The 15,489-nt window shown below is 75.1% G+C and carries 14 protein-coding genes and 1 pseudogene; 2 read left to right on the top strand and 13 right to left on the bottom strand.

The window, feature by feature from the left end:
* The 12 genes from P3T37_RS31160 to P3T37_RS31105 all read right to left on the bottom strand — a co-directional run bounded on the left by P3T37_RS31160 (position 1) and on the right by P3T37_RS31105 (position 11,124).
* Positions 1 to 1,116: a Vms1/Ankzf1 family peptidyl-tRNA hydrolase gene (locus P3T37_RS31160; RefSeq protein WP_280727265.1), complete on the bottom strand. Its 1,116-nt coding sequence runs from the start codon at positions 1,114 to 1,116 to the stop codon at positions 1 to 3.
* 125 nt (positions 1,117 to 1,241) lie between these two features.
* Positions 1,242 to 1,955 (bottom strand): CBS domain-containing protein, encoded by a 714-nt coding sequence (locus P3T37_RS31155; protein WP_280727264.1) that lies wholly within the window; start codon positions 1,953 to 1,955, stop codon positions 1,242 to 1,244.
* A 165-nt stretch (positions 1,956 to 2,120) separates the two neighbouring features.
* On the bottom strand, positions 2,121 to 3,296 hold the full coding sequence (locus P3T37_RS31150; protein ID WP_280727263.1) for an NAD(P) transhydrogenase subunit alpha: 1,176 nt from the start codon (positions 3,294 to 3,296) through the stop codon (positions 2,121 to 2,123).
* 46 nt (positions 3,297 to 3,342) lie between these two features.
* The gene (locus P3T37_RS31145) at positions 3,343 to 3,606 is read right to left on the bottom strand and encodes a hypothetical protein (RefSeq protein WP_280727262.1); all 264 of its coding nucleotides are present in this window, start codon (positions 3,604 to 3,606) and stop codon (positions 3,343 to 3,345) included.
* 98 nt (positions 3,607 to 3,704) lie between these two features.
* Positions 3,705 to 4,367 (bottom strand): hypothetical protein, encoded by a 663-nt coding sequence (locus tag P3T37_RS31140; RefSeq protein ID WP_280727261.1) that lies wholly within the window; start codon positions 4,365 to 4,367, stop codon positions 3,705 to 3,707.
* A gap of 180 nt (positions 4,368 to 4,547) precedes the next feature.
* Positions 4,548 to 5,024 (bottom strand): hypothetical protein, encoded by a 477-nt coding sequence (locus P3T37_RS31135; RefSeq protein ID WP_280727260.1) that lies wholly within the window; start codon positions 5,022 to 5,024, stop codon positions 4,548 to 4,550.
* A gap of 174 nt (positions 5,025 to 5,198) precedes the next feature.
* Positions 5,199 to 5,414, bottom strand: coding sequence for a ferredoxin (locus P3T37_RS31130; RefSeq protein WP_280727259.1), 216 nt, complete (start codon positions 5,412 to 5,414; stop codon positions 5,199 to 5,201).
* Positions 5,411 to 6,754, bottom strand: a complete 1,344-nt coding sequence (locus tag P3T37_RS31125; RefSeq protein WP_280727258.1) for an NADH-ubiquinone oxidoreductase-F iron-sulfur binding region domain-containing protein — start codon at positions 6,752 to 6,754, stop codon at positions 5,411 to 5,413. The genes P3T37_RS31130 and P3T37_RS31125 overlap by 4 nt, the downstream gene beginning before the upstream one ends.
* Positions 6,751 to 7,473: a ferric reductase-like transmembrane domain-containing protein gene (locus tag P3T37_RS31120; protein WP_280727257.1), complete on the bottom strand. Its 723-nt coding sequence runs from the start codon at positions 7,471 to 7,473 to the stop codon at positions 6,751 to 6,753. Before P3T37_RS31120 ends, P3T37_RS31125 begins: the two co-directional genes overlap by 4 nt.
* Positions 7,470 to 8,432 (bottom strand): FAD:protein FMN transferase, encoded by a 963-nt coding sequence (locus P3T37_RS31115; RefSeq protein ID WP_280727256.1) that lies wholly within the window; start codon positions 8,430 to 8,432, stop codon positions 7,470 to 7,472. The genes P3T37_RS31120 and P3T37_RS31115 overlap by 4 nt, the downstream gene beginning before the upstream one ends.
* Positions 8,433 to 8,997: 565 nt before the next feature.
* The gene (locus P3T37_RS31110; protein WP_280727255.1) at positions 8,998 to 10,431 is read right to left on the bottom strand and encodes a HAMP domain-containing sensor histidine kinase; all 1,434 of its coding nucleotides are present in this window, start codon (positions 10,429 to 10,431) and stop codon (positions 8,998 to 9,000) included.
* A 6-nt stretch (positions 10,432 to 10,437) separates the two neighbouring features.
* Positions 10,438 to 11,124, bottom strand: coding sequence for a response regulator transcription factor (locus P3T37_RS31105; RefSeq protein WP_280727254.1), 687 nt, complete (start codon positions 11,122 to 11,124; stop codon positions 10,438 to 10,440).
* Between the two features lie 109 nt (positions 11,125 to 11,233).
* Here P3T37_RS31105 and P3T37_RS31100 point away from each other — a divergent pair, with 109 nt between their 5' ends.
* Both P3T37_RS31100 and P3T37_RS31095 read left to right on the top strand, forming a co-directional pair.
* A complete protein-coding gene (locus tag P3T37_RS31100; RefSeq protein WP_280727253.1) occupies positions 11,234 to 12,175 on the top strand; it encodes a carbohydrate kinase family protein in 942 nt (313 codons plus the stop codon).
* 221 nt (positions 12,176 to 12,396) lie between these two features.
* Positions 12,397 to 14,463, top strand: a complete 2,067-nt coding sequence (locus P3T37_RS31095; protein WP_280727252.1) for a trehalose-6-phosphate synthase — start codon at positions 12,397 to 12,399, stop codon at positions 14,461 to 14,463.
* Here the strand turns inward: P3T37_RS31095 and P3T37_RS31090 are convergent.
* Positions 14,440 to 15,468: pseudogene (locus tag P3T37_RS31090) on the bottom strand (hypothetical protein); the annotation flags it as partial. The gene P3T37_RS31095 and the pseudogene P3T37_RS31090 overlap by 24 nt on opposite strands.
* Positions 15,469 to 15,489 lie beyond the last annotated feature (21 nt).

Here is a 15,489-nt window from a genome sequence, read left to right as displayed (position 1 = left end):
TCAGGTGTAGTTGGTCAGACCGCCGATGCCCTGGGAAGGCGCGCCCGGTTCATCCGGTGCGAGGACCCGGATGTCGGCTCCGGTGAGCAGCGCGCTGCGGACCGCGACGTCCGCCAGCGGGCCCCGGACCAGCGGCTCCTGGCCGGGCGCCGGTGCCGTCCGGCGGTCGGTGATGTCGGTGGCGCGGGGGCCGAACCAGGCGCCGACGCGGGAGCTGGGATCGTCGGTGATCAGCAGCGTGCCGAGGCGTCCTTCGGCAAGGGCCCGCACGGTCGCGTGGACGCCTTCCACGGCCCGGCCGCGCGGCGAGCGGCCCTCGTCCAGCATCCGCAGCAGTGCCGCGGTCTCGTCGCGTCCGGCGCGGCAGGTCTCGGTGTCGACCTGGACCCTGCGGTCCGGCCAGGCCCCGTCGGGGCTGCGGCTGCCGCTGACCGGGCGCACCGAGACGTCGTGCCGGACCCAGGAGGGCAGGTGCTTGGTGAGGTACTGGCGGGCCCGGACGTCCCCGGCGAGCATGAGAACGCGGGCGTCGACCTCGGCCAGGGCCGTTCCGAGCGTCTCGGCGACCTTGCCGGCGTTGTGCTCCCAGGAGTCCTCGGCCCGGTGCTGGTAGCGCATCTGGGCGGTGCCGCCGGGCCGGTTGCGCTCGATCTCGTCGTCCGGCCCGGTGACCGTGCGGTGGACGGCCTCGGTGGCGCCCCGCGGGTACAGCTGGAGGTCGGCCCCGGTGCGGTCGACGACGGCGACCACGTGGGCGGGGCGGTCCTGGCGCCAGGCCAGCAGCGGCAGCAGGTGCGGCAGCGGCCCCGACAGGGCGAGGCCGCTCCGCTCGCAGCCGGGCAGGACGGTGGAGAGCCGCACCTCGCCGGCCGAGGCGAAGGCCGCCAGCGCCCCGGAGCCCGGCGGCGTGGAGAGGAAGAGCCTGGTCAGGACGGACAGGTCGTCGGCTGCGGCTCCCCGGCGTGCGAGGTCGCGGCAGAGTCCCTGCCAGCGCGCCTCGACGTCCTCGCCCATCTCCGGGCGGACCTCAAGATCGAAGTAGACCGACAGAACGGGCCCGGGCGCGGCGACAAGCTCGCGCAGGGCCTCGGTGCCGATCTCGGTTCCGGTTGTCATCTGCGCTCTCCTCGGACGGGAGTACGGCCCCTGTGTGATCGACGCTAGACCGCTTCGCCCCGCGCCGCGACGGGGCCGTCCGTCCGCCGTCCTGGGCGGGCCGGCCACCACCGCGGTCCGGCAGCTCAGTGGTGCGGTGTGAACGGCCCGACCAGGCCGCGGACCAAGGGCTTGCCGAGGTCGAGGCCGGTGTCGTCCACGGTGTAGCCGAGGGTGTGGTGGACGGCGACGACGCCGTCGACCGAGCGGCAGAGCCGTTCGACGATCGGGATCAGGCTCTTCTGCTCAACGCGGCCGGCCAGCGTGACGATGCCGTTGTGCACGCTGACCTCCACCGCGCTGGGGGTCAGCCAGAGGGTCTGGCCGAGGACGTCGTGGATGATCTCCTCACGGATCGCCGCGTCGTGGCGCAGGAAGACCTGCAGCAGATCGCTGCGGCTGACGATGCCGACCAGTCGCCCGGCCTCGTCGACCACGGGCAGCCGCTTGACCCTCTTGCGGTCCATCACCCGGGCGGTCTCGACCAGGCTCCAGTCGGGACGGGCCGTGACGGCGGGGCTGCTCATCAGCGCCCCTGCGGTCTCGGCCTCGGCGCGGGCGCGCTCGTGCGGGCTCAGCCGGTATCCGGCCAGGTGGCCTTCGGGATCGGGCTGGATGGCCTCGTTGCGCAGCAGGTCCGCCTCGGAGACCATGCCGAGCGGGTGGTCCCGGTCGTCGACGACGGGGACGGCGGTGATGTCGTTGCGGTGGAAGAGCCCGGCGACCTCCTTGAAGGGGGTGTCGATTCGGGCGGTGACGACCCCCTGGGTCATCACGTCGTGGACGGTGCGGTGCTGCATGGCCCTCACGCCTCCTGGGTGCGGATCCCTGCCGGGGGCACGATCGCCCTCCTGCTTCCAGCGTCCACCTGCGCCGCCTCCCCGACCAGGCCATGACCGGCCAGGACTTGAGCGATTCGGCGCGGCCTCATCCAGCGAGCAGGACGGCGCCGCCGGTGACCCGGTTCAGCCCGGGCCGGCGCCGGCGGTCGCGCCGAGCAGGAGCTGACCGGTCGGTCGCTTCAGCACGCTGCCGTGGTGGGTCACCACGATGGCGGCCTGCACGGGGTCGCTCAGGTCGATCGTCAGGGGGCCGCTGCGCTTGAGGTGGTGGAGCAGGGCGCTGACGTTGTGCGCGTAGGCGGTCGAGGCGGTGACGGGCGCCTGGGCGGGGAGGTTGCCGGCGCCGATCACGCTGAGCGCGTCGCCCACCAGGGTCAGGATGCCCGGCGCGGCGCACTGCACGTTGCCGCCGGACGTGCCGGACGTGCCGGACGTCAGGTCGACCACGACGGAGCCGGGGCGCATCGCCTGCACCGCCTCGGTGGTCAGCACCATCGGTGCCGGGCGACCGGGCGGGTCGAGTGCGGCGATGACGATGTCGAAGCGGGGCAGTACGTCGGCCAGCCCCTGGCGCAGTTCGGCCAGCTCGGAGTCGAGCGCCCGGGCCAGCCCGGCGGCGTCGTCCACGGGTCGCAGTCCCGGGAGGTCCAGGAGGGTGCCGCCCAGTTCGGCGACCTCCACCCGGGCCCGTCGGCGCAGCTCGTGCGCGTGGACGAGCGCGCCGAGCCGGCGGGCGGTGTCGACGGCCTGCAGACCGGCCGGCCCGGCGCCGACGACCAGCGCCCGTACCGGTTCGAAGGTCGTCTCGGTCGAGCCCCAGGGCGGTAGGCAGCGCCGCAGGCGTTCGGCCGCGATCAGTACCGCCCGGTAGCCGCTGATCCGGGCCTGGGAGGCGAGCGCGTCCATCGGGTATCCGGCGCCGAGCGTGTCCGGGACCAGGTCGAGGCCGATGGCGGTGACGCCCTGGTCGGCCCACTGCCAGAGCTGGAAGGGGGTCAGCGCCGACGCCACCATCGCGACCAGAAGCTGCCCGGGTCGGTAGCGGTGGGTGGGGCCGAGGTGGGGAGCCTGCACCCCGACCAGGAGATCCGCGTGCCGCAGGATCTCGGCGCGCGAGACGACGCCCGCGCCGGCCGCGGCGTAGGCCTCGTCGTGGAACAGTGCCCCGGCCCCGGCGCCGCGCTCCACCAGGACGGCCACACCGAGGGCGTCGAGGGTGTGGACCAGGTCGGGAACGAGGGCGACACGCCGTTCGCCCGGCGCGGTCTCCCGCAGGACACCGAGGGTCATCGCCGTCATGGCCGCCCCACCACCTTTCGGAGAGGGCCTTGCGCCCAGTATCCCGCTAGGAGCCGCCGGAGGTGACGTGGCCGCCACCGGCGCCGGAGCCGGAGCCAGGGGGCTGGGCGGGTGCCTGGAGGTGCGGCTGCGAGGGCTGCGTGCTGCCGGGCTGCGCCGTGCCGGGCGTCGCGGCCTGGCCGGGCAGGGCGTGGGCGAAGATCCCGGCCAGCGCCGCGCAGAGCACGGCCGCGCCCGCCGCGGTGCGACGGGTCCAGGACGTCGTCCTCGCCAGGCCCTCCTCCCGCAGCCGCGTGCGGCGGTTGTCCACGGCCCTCACCTCCTCCGGAGTTCAAGTCTGCGCCGGCGGAGGTAGGCGGACCGTGAGGAGAGTCTGAAAGTCTCCCAGACACAGGCTCTGAGGCCGGTCTACCAGTGCGACGAGGCCAGCGGCGTGCCGGCCAGGGCGATGGCCAGGCCGGCACCGAGGGCCGCCGCGAGCAGCGACCAGCGCACCAGGGCGCCGCCGATCCGGGGGCCGTCGCGGTGTGCGGACCGCCGCCGCAGGTCGGCCCCGATCAGTCGGGGCAGCCGCCAGACGTGCGTCAGGACGTGGGCCGTCATCGCCGTGGCCCAGCAGACGAAACTGACCTTGTGCAGGAGCAGGACCGGAACCGGTCCGGTGTCGCGTCCCAGCAGGGCCAGCGTGCTGCCGGTGGCCAGCAGGGCGACGGTGGTGGCGAGGACGAGCGGGGCGAGCAGGCGCAGCAGCAGGTGCGGTGGTCCCTGGCGGCGGTAGGCCGGGTCGCCGGTGTAGTAGCGCACGAAGCGGTAGCCGGTGACGCCGATCTTGAGGCAGACCGGGCCGATCAGCAGCATGCCGATGAAGAAGTGCCAGCTGAGGAGCTGCCCGAGGAAGAGGATCGTGACGCCCTGGGCGGCGAAGAGCACCAGCAGGAGTGCGCCGACGGCGGCCGTCAGTCGCCGGTTGCCTTCGGGGCCGCCGTGCCGATTCGGCTTCCGCGGTACGGCCGCGAGGTCAGCGCTGTCCGCGAGGTCCGCCGGTGCCGCGTCGCTGCTGGTCAGGGGCATTCGAGCCGTCCGCCTTCGGTCGGTGCCGGCCCGGTCGGCACCGACGGGAGCGGTACCGGCCGGGCCGGAAGGACGCCCTGAGCCGGTGTCGGCCGAGGGATGGTCAGCAGTGTGCCGCAGCACCGACTAAGAAGTGGTTCAGGTGGTTGGTTCGGGTCCGGACAGCTCGGTGTCGGACCGTCAGCGGCTGCGGCTGGTGACCCCGGAGGCGGTGGAGCGGACCGGCAGGCGTCGCGCGGCCTGCGCCCCGGCGAGCAGGGCCGTGACAGCGAGCGCGAGCAGGATCCCTTCCACGACGACGCTGGCGATGCCCAGTGGCTCGGTCCAGTTGCCCTTGTCGTCGCTGTAGTCGGGCAGGCCCGGGCCGCGCGACAGGACGAATCCGAGCAGCGGGCCGACGGCGACACCCGCCGCGAGCAGCCAGCCGGCCGGGCGCAGCTGCCGTCCGCCCGCACCGGCCAGCAGCAGCGCGGCCAGCACGCCGGTCGCCTCCAGCAGGTAGTAGCCGACGCCGACGTAGTGCGGGGTCTTGTCGCCGGGGAATCCTCCCTGGTCCTGGACGTGGATCCAGGACACCGCCAGGCAGAGCAGGGCGGCAGGGAATCGGGAGAGGGTCGCGCCTGTCGAACGCGCGGGCGCAGGAATGGGCCGGGGCATGGGGGTCTCCGTGATCGGGAATGGTCAGGGGGGCGACGGGCGCGCGCCGGCCGCCGGGCGTCGACCGAACGGCCGCGCCACGTCCGAACCAACTCGGTTCGTTCCTGCCATTGTTGACATTCCGTCAGGGAGACGCCAGGGCTGTCGGCTCAGAGAACGCTATGAATGAGCACGTCAATCCCGGGTGGCCCGCTCCAACCGCAGGGCCAGCACCGGGCAGGCCGCGACCGCCCGCCGGGCGTGCGTGAGCAGCGCCTCGGAGACGGCGGTGTCGTGGAGGATCGGGTAGCCCCACTCGTCGAGGGCGATCAGCTCGGGGAGCAGCTCGGCGCAGAGGCCGCGCCCGTCGCAGGCGATGCGGTCGATGCCGAGCCGGTGGGTGCGGGTCATCGCCATCCCTCGCTCTCGGGGCTTCGGGTGTCGGGCACGGGCAGGACGGCGGGCCGGCCGGCGGCCGCACACGGTCCGCCGGCCAGGTGCCGGTGGACGTCCTCGGCGAACGCGTGCAGTGCGGTGGCGGCGAGTCGGGCGGCGCCGTCGGGGTGGCGGCAGGCCCCGCGGCCGGGGAGCTGGCCCGTGCGGCGGTGCAGCCGCTCGATCAGCGCGGCGTCCGCCCGGCCCCAGGCCAGCTGGACGAAGTCCTCGGCGACGGCGGGCAGTCCGAAGGTGCAGGGTCCGCACTGGCGCGCGCTCTGGCCGGCCAGGTAGTCCAGCACACGGGCCGTCTCGGCGAGCCCGCAGGCGTCCTGCGCCAGGGCGACCAGGACCCCGGCACCCGGCCCGGCACCGGCGGCTGCGAGGTCGGGCCGGGTGAACGGCACGGCGGCGGCGCCGGCGGCGGGGAGCCAGCTGCCGAAGAAGCCGCCGACCAGGATCGCCTGGAGGGGCTCGGCGGCGCCTCCGGCGGTGTCCAGCGCGCTCCCCAACTGCGTGCCCAGCGCGATCTCGTAGACGCCCGGCGCGCGGACGGCGCCGGAGAGCGTGACCAGGGTGGTGCCCGGCGCGTCGGGCCGTCCGGCGCCGCGGAACCACTGCGGGCCGTAGCGGGCGATCAGGGCGAGGTGCGCGAGGGTCTCCACGTTGTCGACGAGGGTCGGGCGACCGTCCACGCCCTTCTCGAAGGGCCGGGGCGGGGTGGCCGTCGGACGGGCCTCGCCGCCGTTGAGCCAGTGCACCAGGGAGGTCTCCTCGCTGGAGACGTAGTGGTGCGGCAGGGCGTGCACCAGCACGGGGACGCGGTCCAGGCCGGCCCGGCTGCGCTCCTCGACCGCGGCCGCCAGCCGGTGCACCTGATCGGCCCGGGTGCGCGGCAGGCACAGGTGGACGGCCGCGGCGCCGACGGCCGAGGCGGCCAGCGCGGCGCCGTCCAGGACCAGGTGCGGGGCCAGGTCGAGCAGCACCTCGTCCTTGCGGCTGGCCGGCTCGCTCTCCATGCCGTTGGCGACGACCACGGCCGGTCCGCGGCGCGCGGCGACCGAACGCAGCTTGCGGCCGGTGGGGAAGGCGGCGCCGCCGCGTCCGGTCAGTCCGGCCTCCTCGACGGCCTGGACCAGACCGATCGCCGGACGGCGGCCGGGTGGCAGCGGGGGCGGGCCGTAGCGGCCGAGGTGCTCCGCGAGGTCGGCGCGGCCGCCCGTGCTGTACCAGCCGTGCAGCAGGCGGGTGCCGTGCGGTCCGCTGCGCCCGTCCTGGGCCTGCTCGGTCAGGACGGCGTCCGGTCGCTCGTTCACGCGCTCTCTCCCGTTCGGTCGACGGTCGCGGTGGCGACGCTCGGCTCGGCGCCGTCGGCGCGGTGCGCCCAGCCGGCCTTCAGCGGGCCGGTGGCCAGGAACACCGCCAGGACGGCCGGGACGGCGGCGACCGCGAGTGCGGCCCAGAGCCGGCCGGCCCGGTGGCCGGGCCCGGCCCGGTAGAGCCGCCACCACACGGCGGCCACCACCACGGCCAGGCAGCCGGTGGAGAGGACCAGTTGGAGCGAGAGCCGGGTGTCCGTCCCGGTGCCCGCGCCGTGGAACAGGGCCAGCGGCCAGCTCGCGTACGCCAGCCAGTGCACCGCCTTCCAGCGCCGCTGTCCGATCCGCAGCCGAAGCGCGCTGGTCGCCAGGACGGCCAGCAGCAGGTCGAACGCCAGCGTCCCCAGGCCCAGCCAGAGCGGGCGGCAGGAGGAGGCGAACGGCACGAACGCGTCCAGCCAGGTCAGGTGCACGAAGGTGTCGGCGATCGCGGTGACGATGTGCAGCGCCAGGAAGGCGAGCGTGAGGATCGAGAGGTTGCGGTGCAGGGCGCCGATCTCGAACCGGGCGATCCGTTTCGGCGCGTACCGCCCACCCGCGACGATGCCCAGCACGACGGTGGCGGTGAGCAGCAGCAGCGCGACGGTGCCGCCCGCCCGGGTGGCGTACCAGAGCGGGCTGGGCCCGGCGCTGGCGAGCTGGACGGTGCCGATCATCGGGGTCCTCCCTGGGCACGGTTCGGGCTCGGCGGGTCGGCGGGCCAGCCGCCGACCGTGACCACGGACCCGTCGACGCGTACCAGCCGGGCCGGCAGGCCGCTCTCGCGCAGCCAGCCGAGCGCCGCCTCGCCGCGGACGACGGCGGCGGTGCCGGCCGTGTTGGCGTCCACACAGGTCGCGGCGGCGACGCTGACGGTCCGCCAGAACGGCTCGGGGACGTCTCCGGTGGCGGGGTCGACGATGTGGTGGAGCGTGCGGCCGCCGCGCCGCCAGGTCCGTACGGCGGTGCCGGAGGTGGCCAGGCCGCCGCTGCGGACGGCCACCACCGGGCCGGACGCGGAGGGCGGCGCCGCGTGGTCGTCGGCGATCGCCACCTGCCAGCCGTCGGCGGGGGCCGCTCCGGCCGTGGACAGGTCGCCGCCCAGGCAGACCAGGACCCCGCACCCGGCGGCGTCGGCGGCTCCCCGGGCCGCACGGTCCGCGGCCAGCGCCTTGGCGGTGGCGCCCAGGTCGAGTGCGGTCCCGGCGGGCAGTCGCAGGCGCCGGCTCTCGGGGCGCCAGTCAATGCTGCGCCAGCCGGACGGGCGGACCGGCACGACCGGGCGGACGTCCTCGGGCCGCAGCGAGGCGAAGGTCCGGTCGTAGCCGAGCGCCACCAGCGCCGGTCCGACCGTGGGGTCGACCGCGCCGACGGTGAGCTCGGCGGCCCGCAGCGCCGCGTCGATCGCCTGCGCGAACAGCGGCCCGACGGTGACGGGACGGCCGGCGGCGGTGTTGGCGCGGGACAGCTCGGAGTCCGGGCGGAACCGGCTGCAGGCCAGGTCGATCGCGGCGAGTTCGGCGTCCAGCACCTGCCGGGCCGCCCGCGTCCGGGCGGGATCGGCGACCAGCAGCACGGCGGTCGTCCCGAGCGCGGTGAACCGGGTGACGCCGGGGCCGGCTGTGCCGCCGCTCATGACGCACCGGACTTGGTGGGCGGCGGCTGCGGAGGCTGGACGACCGGTGCGGGCGGCTGGGCGGGGGGCTGGAGGGGCTGAACGGGCTGAACGGGCTGAGAGGGCTTGGGGGCTGTGGGCGTGCTGACCGCATGGGGAGTGCCGGTGGGTGCGACGGGTGTGGGGGAGTGGGTCGGTGTCGGCACGGGTGCGGGCGCGGGCGGGGATGGTGCGGTCGTGGGTGCGGGTGCGGGTGCAGGTGCGGGTGCGGTGGGCGCCGCCGTGTGAGGCGTAGGGGTGGGTGCACTGCCCGGCAGGGACTGGGCGTACCCCGTGCCCAGGACCACCGACCCCGCCGCCGCGGCCACCAGGATGCCGACGGTGGCCACGCCGACCCGGCGATGCCCCCGGTCACGCTGCCGAAGCGCGCGCTGGCCCGAGCGTCGGTCGAGGTGCGGCATGCCGGTACTCCTGACGGTGGGCCTCGGACGCTGGTGTGGTCGTCCCGCGTCCAGCGTCCCCGACAGCTCGTCGGGATCCCGTTCGGAAAACCTTCGGATCCCGTAAAGCTCGGCGAAAGGCCTGGTCAGAGCGGGGGTGTCGGGCCAGTCGGCCGCCGGCGCGGACCGCTTGCCCGGGACTGCCCGCGCGGCACCGCCGGGAGTTCCAGGACCACTGTCAGGCCGCCCCCGGCGGTGTCCGTCAGTCGCGCGGTGCCGCCGTTGGCCGTCACCAGCCGGTGCACGATGGCCAGGCCGAGGCCGGTGCCGCCCGGCTCGTGGGTGCCGAAGCGCCGGAAGGCGCTCGCGCGGGCGGCAGGGCTCATCCCCGGACCGTCGTCCACCACCCGCAGCACGACGCCCTGCCCCGAGGAGGCCGGCGCCGCGACGCCCTCGACGTGCACCTGCCCGCCGCCCGGCACCGCATCCAGCGCGTTGGCCAGCAGATTGTCGAGCACCTGGTCCAGATCCTCGGAGCCGAGGAACGCGGTGAGCCCCTCCGGACAGCGGGCGCTGAGCCGCACCTGCCGCTCGGCCGCCACCGGTTCCCAGGCGGCCAGGCGCTCGGCGACCACCCGGTCCACCGGTACGGCGACCGGCTGCGGTACCGCGGCCTCCGCGCGCGCCGCGGCGAGCAGCCCGTCCACCAGTCGCGACAACCGGGCGGTCTCCTCCTGGGCGGCGGCCAGTTCGATCGCGTCCTCGCCCTCGGCGTCGGCAGCCAGCAGGTCCAGCCGCAGCCGCAGTGCCGTCAGCGGAGTCCGCAGCTGGTGCGAGACGTCGGCGGTGACCGTCCGATGGCCGTGCACCAGGGCCTCGGTCCGCGCGGCCATCGTGTTGAACGTGGTCGCGAGCCGCCGCACCTCCTGGGGCCCGGCGCCGGTCGGGGCGCGCACGTCCAGCGCTCCCTCGCCCAGCCGCTGGGCCGCCTCGTCCACCGCCTGCAACGGGCGGCCCACCCAGCGGGCCAGCCTGACGGAGACCAGGGTTCCCAGCAGCAGCCCGGCGATCCCGATCAGCGCCAGCCAGCCCCAGACCACCGCGATCCGGTCGTCGAGCGGGTCGGTGGACGTCACCAGCACCGCCACCCCGACCGCGTCGGCGCCGTCCCCGAGCGGAGTCGCCACCGTCAACCGGTCGTCGGAGCGCACGGTCGAGGAGCGCATGTTCGACGTCTGCGGCTGAGCGGGAGCGAGCGTGGCAGCGACCAGGCCGCGGGCGCCCGCGTCGGTGGCGGTGGTGCACGGGGCGGCGGCGACCACCGCCGCCGCCGCGTCGTACACCGCCGCGCAGCCGCCCTGCTGCTGCGCCTGGGCGAGCAGCTGCTGCATGTCGCTGTCCGCCTTGTGGTCCGAGAGGTTCTCCTCGGCCGCGGAGGCCAGCGTGCGGGCGTTCGCCTCCGCGGCACTGCGGAACGAGGTCTCCTCGCGCTGGGTCAGCAACACCCCCAGCGGCACCACGGCGAGCACCAGCAGCACGGTGACCAGCGCCAGGACGGTCAGCGCGATCCGACGGGTCATGCCCGTTCAGCCCGGCTCGCCGAGGCGGAAGCCCCGGCCGTAGACCGTCTCCACCAGCCCCGGCACGCCGAGCTTGCGGCGCAGCGCCGCCATGTGGACGTCCAGGACCTTCGTCGGGCCGTACCAGTGCTCGTCCCAGGCCCGCTCCAGGATCTCCCGGCGCGTCACCACCCGTCCCGGGTCCGCGGCCAGGCACTCCAGGATGTCGAACTCCTTGGGCGTGAGCGCGATATCGCTCCCGCCGACGCTCACCTTGCGGGTGCGCGGGTCCACGGTCAGCGTCCCGTGGCGCAGCAGCTCGGCACCGGAGGGGCGGGTGCGGCGCAGCACCGCCCGGATCCGCGCGAGCAGCTCGGCCAGACCGAACGGCTTGACCAGGTAGTCGTCGGCGCCCTCGTCCAGGGCGGACACCCGGTCGCCCTCCTCGCCGCGGGCGGTCACCACGATGATCGCCGCATCGCACCGCCGGCGCAGCAGACGGCAGACCTCCACCCCGTCCAGGTCCGGCAGCCCCAGGTCGAGCAGCACCACGTCGGGCAGCGGATCGGCACTGAGCGCCGCGTGTCCGCTCCCCACGCTCCGGGCCGCGTAGCCGGCACGGTCCAGCCCGCGCACCAGCGACCGGGCGATCCCGGCATCGTCCTCGACCACCAGAACGCGCAGTGCGGCGGTCTCCGCGCCGATCTCTTGCATGAGCACAGCCTAGGCGGCCCGGCCCGCGTCGGTTCTCGATCCGCTTCGTGCGTAACCAGTCACCAGCCGGGCAGGATCCTGCTCTCGGTGTGGGAAGGGGATCGGACGGATGAGGTCGGGCATCGATGGAGGTCAGCAGGCTCGGGGGCGGAGCGGACGCGAGGTGCTGGTCGTCGGCGCCTACTTCGCCGATCTGATCTTCCAGGACCTCGCGCGGCCCGTCCGACCCGGCACCGAGGTCTTCGCCGGCGCGCTCGACCTGCTGCCCGGCGGGGCCTTCACGCCCGCGATGGCCATGCGCCGCCTGGGACACGACGTGGTGTGGGCCACCGACTTCGGCAGCGACGTGTTCAGCTCGCTCGTCCTGTCCGCAGCCCGCGCGGAGGGGCTGGACGAGGCCGGATTCCGCCACCGCACCGCGCCGCTGCGCAGCGTCACGGTGGCGCTGTCGAACCCTGGCGACCGGGCGATGGTCAGCTACCAGGACCCGTACGCGGCGCCGCGGCTCGACGCGCTGCTGCGCGAACACCGCCCCGAGGTGCTGATGCTGCCCCAACTGGAGTACGGCGCAGCCGTGCTGGTCGCGCTGCGGGTCGCCCGGCAGCTCGGCACCCGGGTGTTCATGGACTGCCAGGACGGGCCGGCCACCCTCGACACCCCCACGGTGCGCGAGGTTCTCGCCGGCGTGGACGTCTTCGCGCCCAACGAGGCCGAGGCTCTGCGGCTGACCGGCGCCGCCACGGTCGACGGCGCCCTGGACACGCTCGGCGGGCTCGTGCGCACGGTGGTCGTCAAGCGCGGCGGGCAGGGGGCCTGCGCGGTCCGGGACGGGAAGCGGTACGACGTTCCCGCCGTCCCGGTCGAGGTCGTGGACACCACCGGGGCGGGTGACTGCTTCAACGCCGGGTTCGTGCACGCCCTCCTCGCCGGGGAGGAGCTGCCCGGCTGCCTCGCCGCCGGCGTCGCCTGCGGAGGGGCCGCCACCGCCGGCCCCGGTTCCAGCCGGGCGCTCGACGCCGCCGGGCTGCGCCAGTGGCTGGCCCTGGGATAACGCCGCGACCACGCCGCGACCCCTGCAGGTGCCGTCGTTGGCATGCCCCATTCACGTGGTGATCAGTTCGTGTTAGCGTCCCGATCCTGATCCGCGATGCACTCCGGCCCGACCGCCGGAGTGCATTTCCACGTGGCGATCGGCGAAGGGTGCGCGTGCGGCGGGCCGGGGACGAGCGGGCGCACGACGGCCTTCGCCCACCTCGCCGAAAGGGGCACCGCATGAGGATCCTGGTCACCGACCTGGACGGCACGCTGCTGGGCGGCGAGCGGGCCGACCGCCGCCGCCTGCACGCCGCGCTGGCCCGCCACCCGGAGGTGGTGGTGGTCTTCGCGACCGGCCGCGGGCCGTCCTCGGTACGCGAGGTGCTGCGGGACCCGCTGGTGCCCAGGCCCCGCTGGATCATCGCCGACGTAGGGGCGAGCGTGGTCGACGGCGCGGACCTGACCCCGGTGGAGGCCATCCAGCGCGGGTTGCGCAGCGGCTGGCCAGGGGCACGCCGGGTCCGCGAGGCCTTACGCGGCCTGCCAGGCCTGACGTACCAGCACGGCGTGAGCCAGTCCGGCCGCTGCTCGTTCCACCTGCGCCCCGAACACCTCACGCACGAGATCACCGACGCCGTACAGGCGCTGGGCTGTACCTGGCTGTACTCGGCGGACCGCTACTTCGACGTGCTGCCGCGTGGGGCGAGCAAGGGCAACGCGCTCGCGGCCCTGGCCGCCGAGCAGCACTGGCCGATGGACTCGGTCCTGGTCGCCGGTGACTCCCTGAACGACCTGTCGCTGTTCGGGCTCGGTGCCCGCGGCGTGATCGTCGGCAACGCCGAACCCGCCCTGCTCGAAGCCGTCCCCGAGGACGCCGGCGTCCACCGCCCCGACCGGCCCGGCGCTGCCGGCATCCTGTCGGCCTTGCAGGACCTGGGATGGGTGGAGCGCGAGCACCCGCTCGTCATCGGCTACCACCGACCGCCCGTGCACTGGACCCGGGACGGCTGGCGGGCACCCGCGAGCCCGAACGGCATCCTGCCCACCCTGCGCAGCCTGTTCACCGCGAACCCGCAGGCCCTGTGGGCCACCGCCGCCGTCCTCGAACCCGAGGCGCCACCGGCGGACCTGGAGCGGCACGACACCGGACTCCCGCTGTCCTTCGTCCCGTTGAGCCCCGCGCAGTGGGCCGGCTACTTCCACCAGGCCTGCAAGGAGACGCTCTGGCCGGTCCTGATGTCCCAGCCGGAGAGAGTGCGCTTCGACCCCGAGGCCTGGGGCCGCTACCGCGAGGTCAACGCCCGCTTCGCCGACCACATCAGCGCCCGGGCCGCGCCCGGCGCCACGGTCTGGCTCCACGACTACAACCTCTGGCTGGTCCCCGGCCTGCTTCGCCCCACCCGGCCCGATCTGCGGGTCGGCCTGTTCCACCACACCCCCTTCCCGCCGCCGGAGGTCTTCGCCACCCTTCCCAGCGCTCCCGAGATCCTTGCCTCGCTGAGCTGCCTGGACTGGGCCGGATTCCACACCGAGGCCTTCGCCGGACACTTCCGCCGCCTCCTCGCCGACGCCCCGCGGCCGCCCCGGGTGGGGGTGCATCCGCTGGGCATCGACCGGGCCGCCATCGAAACCCTGGCCCGCGCCCGCCGGCCCCGGGCCGAGCCGACGGACGGCCTGTTGGTGCTCTCCGTCGAGCGCCTGGACTACGCCAAGGCCCCCGTGCAGAAGGTCGAGGCCGTCGCGGCCCTGCTCGCCCGCCGCCCCGAGCTGCGCGGACGGCTGCGGTTCCGCCTGGTGTGCCCGCCTCCCGAGGCCGGCATCACCTCCCACGAGGCGACCCGCCGGCGACTGGAGCACCGCATCGGTGAGGTCAACCGCGCCTGGGGCGCCGCCGGTTGGCAGCCCATCGAGTACCTGCCCCGCAGCCTGCCGTTCGCCGAGGTGATCGACCACTACCTCGCCGCCGACGTGTTCTGGGTGACCTCCCTCCAGGACGGGATGAACCTGACCGCCAAGGAGTACATCGCCGCCCAGCACGCCGCCGGCCGCTCCGGCGTCCTGGTGCTCTCCCGCCACACCGGCGCCGCCGTCGGGCTCGGCTCCGCGGCTCTCCTCACCGACCCCCGCTCACCCGCCGACCTCGTGGACACCCTGCACCGGGCCCTGACCCTGGCCCCCGACGAACGCCGCATCCGACTGGAACGTCTCGCCGACCTCCTCGGACACCACCACCCCGCGCACTGGGCCGCCGACATCACCACCGCCATCCGCCACGGTGCATCAAAGGTTCTGCACGTTGTGTGAAAGGGCGGGCTCGCCGACGATCTCCAGCACCTCGGCCACCGAGCGGCGCGGCGCCGCGGGTCCGGGCGGCCCGTAGCCCAGGCGCAGCACCGTCTGGGCGAACCCGGGACCCTCGTTCGGATCGCGCAGCTCCCACCGGGTCTGCGGCCACTCCAGGGCCTGGTGCATCACGGAGATCCGCACGCCGTGCGCCGTCGCCAGCAGCCAGACCCGCTCCAATGCCTGGCCGGCGTGCAGCCAGTCCGAGGGGCGGTCGCTCGGGGTGGACAGCAGAGCCAGTTGCGGCATCGCCTCGAAGGGCTCAGCGGGCACGCTGACGGCCGGTGGCCGGCCGGTGTAGCTGCGCATCGGCACGTGGGCCTGGCTGTCGGGCGGCCCCAGCGCACTCAGGACGATGCCGTCGGAGGCCGGTTCCCACGGGCGCAGCCATTCCCGGGTCTCGGCCTGGCGCGCCGGGTCGTCGGCGGTACGGCGCTCGGCCTCCTTCGTCAGGTCCATCACGCGCCGCACCCCGTCCGCGTCCAGGACGGACAGCACCGCCCCCTCCTCCCGGGCGGCCGCGGTCAGCTCGCCGAGGACCGTCTCGGCCACCTCGCGCTCGGCGAACGGCAGGCGGCTGGAGTGGCGCTGCGCGATCGCGGCGTACAGGTCCGTTCCGAACGGACCCGGGGCCGGGCCCGCGGCACCCCGCGAGAGGTCGAGTTCGGCGAGCAGGAGGGGGTCGGAGGTCTCCGGCAGCAGCCGTACGGACGGCTCCCGGCCCAGGTGGCAGGCCGCGACCCGCAGATTGAACACCGCGGTGCCCACCGAGAGGTGCAGCGCCCGGCCCTCCGGATCCGTCCGGGGCAGGGCGCGCCGCGGGTCCGCGTACACCCGCAGCGTGCGGGCGCCGGAGTGCGCACAGAAGCGCCACGGCTGGGTGTTGAGCAGCGAGGGGGCGGCGGTTCCGGCGGCGGCCAGGGACTGCAGCTCCTCCGGGGTCAGGATCGGATCGTTCATGGCGGATCTCCTCGTCCTTCACCTCCC

This window comes from Kitasatospora sp. MAA4, assembly GCF_029893355.1.
In the GTDB taxonomy this organism is placed as follows: Bacteria; Actinomycetota; Actinomycetes; order Streptomycetales; family Streptomycetaceae; genus Kitasatospora.
The sequence above is the reverse complement of the archived record's forward strand: the minus strand, read 5'-3'. Positions and strand labels throughout refer to the sequence as shown.